The following is a 4,328-nucleotide window of genomic DNA, read 5'->3' as shown; positions in this document are numbered from 1 at the left end:
CATCCGATTTTAGGATGAGGAGCGGAGCTCCGCAAGGGCTCGCCATACTTGTTTTGGTATGAGGAGCGAAGCTCCGTAAGCGCAACCATCAATATAGTTTTATTTCTCTTGACCAATAAAATGAAGGCGATCAATAGATTGTTTGATGATCTAAAGCTTGTACTGCCACGCTTTAGTGCTAAAGTTTAAATTCTTTTGCGTAGCCGATGGCTCACTTTTCAGAGATGAAAAGTGACAAAAATCTTTCGTTGAGCGAGGGGTACATCCTTTACCCCCGCTCAACATGGCGACATTCATGTCGCCTCACGATAGCAAGACCATCAATGATTCAAAAAGTACAAAATAAATGAATCATCCAAATCACTTGTATGAATAATCAGGCGGTTTGACTGTATCATCTTTCATCAAGGATTTTTATCGTACTCAGGTTAATGTACTTTATATTGATGATTTAAATCGCTTAACTGAGACGTTGTCTATAGAAAGACGATCTATGTTTTATCAATGGTTAGGCTTTCTCAGCAAGAAAATTTTCTATAAAGCGCTGGGTTTGTGGATCTAAGTAGAATGGTGCTATCAAAGATTGGATGATACTGTCTAACAAGCCGTGCTGTTCTAATGCACCTAATGTATGTGGAATAAAGCGATCTGCTTCAATGAATAAGTCATTTTTATCTAGACCTACAGAGTGTAATAATTCCTGTAGACTGTATTCACCAAAATATTCATAAAATGCTTCTACTACGTTAAGAATAACCTGTTGCATATATTCTGTTTCACGAAGCTCTTTCCATGTTTCATAAACTAAGATAAAGAACTCTTCAAAATCTATGGATTGAAGTTGAGAAAATGTTTCTTTTAAGGAGCGTTGTTTGATTTCAGTCCAGATGTGTGTCGCGATATCTGCTAAATCCTCATTGGGAAGCATAATAATCGTGCTGAGTTGTTTGCGTATTGCTGACGCAAGTTGGTTTTCTAATTTTAATTCAATATTTTGCTGTTGGTCTTGGATAAAGCTCATGACTTTGGAACCAAGACGATTTTGTTTAACTGTGTAGTGGCGAAGCTGATTAAGCCAAGGTGTATTACTTTCAACAATTTGATTGGCGAGTTGCAAGCTGACCTGTTGAATCTGTGGATTATGTTGTAAATTTTCTTGAAGATAATCTCGGAGCTGTTCAAGTTCTAAAATTTTGAACATCCATAATTCAAATGATTCATCTGAAAGTAAATCATTGATAACGGTTTGGCTACCAATTGCATATTGATGAATTTTTTGCGCAACGACACCAATAAACTCAAGAATATCAGCGCCCAAATTTAGTTCAAATGCATATTTTTGAACCACTGAACAGAGTTGTTCAAGTTGTATCACGTCTTTTAAAAGAATTTTGTCAGCATTCTGATAAGTTTGAGAAATAAAATTTTGAATGAATTGAGGATTTTTTTGATCAAGTAATTGTTGTTTGGTATAACGCACTTGCTCAAGCAAAAGTGCTTGAGCAAGTTCCTGAGCAAAGCTCGCTGGGAGTGAATTATTCACATTCACGAGGCTTATACACCAGGTTTCCAGCCATTTACAATCGGGTAGCGACGTTCGCGACTAAATGCACGTGAACTGATGCGTGGTCCAATTGAACCTTGACGGCGTTTGTATTCATTGCGATCAACAAGACGAATTACTTTTTCGACCACTTCACGTTCAAAGCCCTTGGCGATGATGTCCTCTTGGCTTTGTTCTTCTTCGATATAGGCGTATAAAATCGCATCGAGTATATCGTAAGCAGGTAGTGAATCTTGGTCTTTTTGATCTGGACGAAGTTCAGCTGAAGGTGGACGGGTAATCACACGTTCAGGAATTACAGGCGTTTCAGAAATGCTGTTACGATACTTCGCCAATTCAAACACGATGGTTTTATAAACGTCTTTCAGTACTGCAAAACCACCTACCATATCGCCATACAAAGTACAGTAACCGACAGAAAGTTCAGATTTATTGCCTGTTGAAAGCACTAAATTACCAAATTTATTAGATAAACCCATCAACAGTGTGCCACGCGCGCGAGCTTGAAGGTTTTCCTCTGTTGCATCAGCAGGTGAGTTGCCAAAGAAAGGATAGAGCGTTTGCATGAAACTGTTTACAATTGGATGAATTTCAGCAATACCAAATGTCACTCCCATACGCTTTGCTTGCTCAGTAGCATCTTCAACACTGATTTGAGAGGTATAAGTATAAGGCATCATTACCGCTTGAACTTTATCCGCACCAATTGCATCAACAGCAATTGCAAGCGTTAAAGCGGAGTCAATACCTCCTGATAATCCAAGAATTACACCAGGAAAGCCTGAGCGTTGCACATAGTCACGTGTTGCTAAAACTAAACCTTGGTAAATCTCAGCCATGGTACTTAAAGCAGGTGCGGTTTCGACGACTTGATAGCTTTTGTTTTCGATTTGGTATTCTGTAAAGTAGAGGTCTTCAATGAAGCTTGGTGCTTGTAATGCAACTTCGCCTGATTGATTAATCACAAAACTTGTACCATCAAAAATCAGATCGTCTTGCCCACCGACTTGGTTGACGTAGACTAAGTGCAAATTCAATTGTTTCGCTAATTCTTTCAGCGTTACGATACGGTGTTGAGGTTTACCAACTTCATAAGGTGAAGCATTGAGTACCAATACGCTTTCGACATTCAATTGAGCTAACTGTTGAACTGTATTGAGTGACCAGACATCTTCACAGATCAATACACCAAACTTATGCCCCAAGTATTCAAAAACGAGGTGTTGATGACCTTCATTAAAATAACGCTTTTCGTCAAATACACTATAGTTAGGTAAATTTTGTTTGTTATAAATACCGAGTACCTGACCATCTTTCATGACAGCAGCAGCATTATAACGTTGACCATCATCTGTAAGATTTACAAAACCAAATACCAAAACAATATCTTTGATCGTGGCTAGTTTTTCAAAAGCTTGAGCTGTACGTTTAGCTAAGCTTGGGCGTAGAAATAAATCTTCAGCTGGATAGCCGATAATAGAAAGTTCGGGGAAAACAATAATTTCAGCATTCTGTTTTTTTGCTTCATTGGCTTGCTCAATCATCTTTTGAACATTTGAATCAAGATCACCAATGAATGGAGAGAATTGCGCAAGAGCAATTTTAAAACTTTTCATTTAAACCAAATCCTATTCCAATAGGGTAATTTATATACATTTTGTTGATTTTTAAAATGTAGTTATTCAACGTATGTATATATAGACACAACAAAAACTGCCAAAGGGCGAAGCTATAAAATCATCAAAAAATCATCAAAAATCTTTATTTTTTTGCAAGGCAAAAATTTCAGACATTGAGTATTTTAACTAAAAAAATGTCAGAAGCTAGTGATTCATCAAGTTTATTCAGTGCAGCATCAATGACACCATGAATTTAGAGTATTTTTTTTGTAGAAACTAGTGATTTTTCATTATTTTTTGCTTTTTACATCGGAATTAATGTTCTTTTTAAAAAAATCATGAAATAGATCACAAAAAAGTCCGAAGCAAAGCGAAAAGTGTCAAATTTTAGCTTTGATTTAATTCAAAATGATATTTTCAATTCGATTTAAATAAATGTCTTTAGCGATGTCTCCTTGTTGCTCGATATTATAGTCAAAATAAGACTTTCCTTGAATCAAAGTATAGCGATAAGGGTTATAGCGACCAAAACTAAGATACATTGCAGACTGCAAAATTGCACCTTTTAGCAGGACTTTTTCATGGCGTTGGTATTGATAGATATGGGCCATTTCATGAATGAATACAGCTTGATAGGCTAAACTCATGCAAGAAAAATCTTCACAATAATCGGCATCTTTTAAATGAATATAGCCATTAGGTGCCATTAAGATGCCAACGGGTTGCCAAGGCAAATATGGGTGATTCATGATTTTTACCTGATCATAATCAATCAAGTCACCAAACACAGTTCGGCTAATTCGAATTTCTCCATTTGTTAATGGGCGATATTTAAATTGATCAATTTTGAGTATTTTTGCCAAGCGCCAAAAGTAATTCAACATTGTTAGCAGGGATTAAAATAAAGTTAGAATCAGTTTAGCATTGAATATAGGACAGCCAAATAACAATCAATTTTATAATGATGAGTAAGTCCAACGAGATCATCTGTATCAATTAAATATGCTTATCTGTGACTCACAAATCTTCTAAGAATCTTGATAAAAGTATAGGGTCTGTGGACAATTCGTCTATGTTTGCGACTAGGTGTGTTTTTTAGGCGATTCTAGGCGCGAAATACGAAATTTAGTCATTCTAAATAAGTA

3 protein-coding genes are annotated in these 4,328 nt (G+C 36.4%); all 3 read right to left on the bottom strand.

Annotated elements, in window-relative coordinates:
- Positions 1-508 precede the first annotated feature (508 nt).
- The gene (locus tag ACINWC743_RS16245; RefSeq protein ID WP_005032964.1) at positions 509-1,549 is read right to left on the bottom strand and encodes a hypothetical protein; all 1,041 of its coding nucleotides are present in this window, start codon (positions 1,547-1,549) and stop codon (positions 509-511) included.
- Between the two features lie 5 nt (positions 1,550-1,554).
- Positions 1,555-3,180, bottom strand: a complete 1,626-nt coding sequence (locus ACINWC743_RS16240) for an NAD+ synthase (protein ID WP_005032961.1) — start codon at positions 3,178-3,180, stop codon at positions 1,555-1,557.
- A gap of 401 nt (positions 3,181-3,581) precedes the next feature.
- Positions 3,582-4,067: a hypothetical protein gene (locus ACINWC743_RS16235; protein WP_009586186.1), complete on the bottom strand. Its 486-nt coding sequence runs from the start codon at positions 4,065-4,067 to the stop codon at positions 3,582-3,584.
- Positions 4,068-4,328: the final 261 nt, after the last annotated feature.

Origin of the sequence: Acinetobacter sp. WC-743 (assembly GCF_000335555.1) — a bacterium.
GTDB classification, from domain to species: Bacteria; Pseudomonadota; Gammaproteobacteria; order Pseudomonadales; family Moraxellaceae; genus Acinetobacter; species Acinetobacter bereziniae.
Note: the sequence above shows the minus strand (reverse complement) of the source record. Positions and strands in the feature narration are given on the sequence as shown.

Bases quoted from the DNA above. Each gene is read 5' to 3' on its own strand.
- ACINWC743_RS16240 (WP_005032961.1), bottom strand. From the start codon at position 3,180: ATGAAAAGTTTTAAAATTGCTCTTGCGCAATTCTCTCCATTCATTGGT.
- ACINWC743_RS16235 (WP_009586186.1), bottom strand. From the start codon at position 4,067: ATGTTGAATTACTTTTGGCGCTTGGCAAAAATACTCAAAATTGATCAA.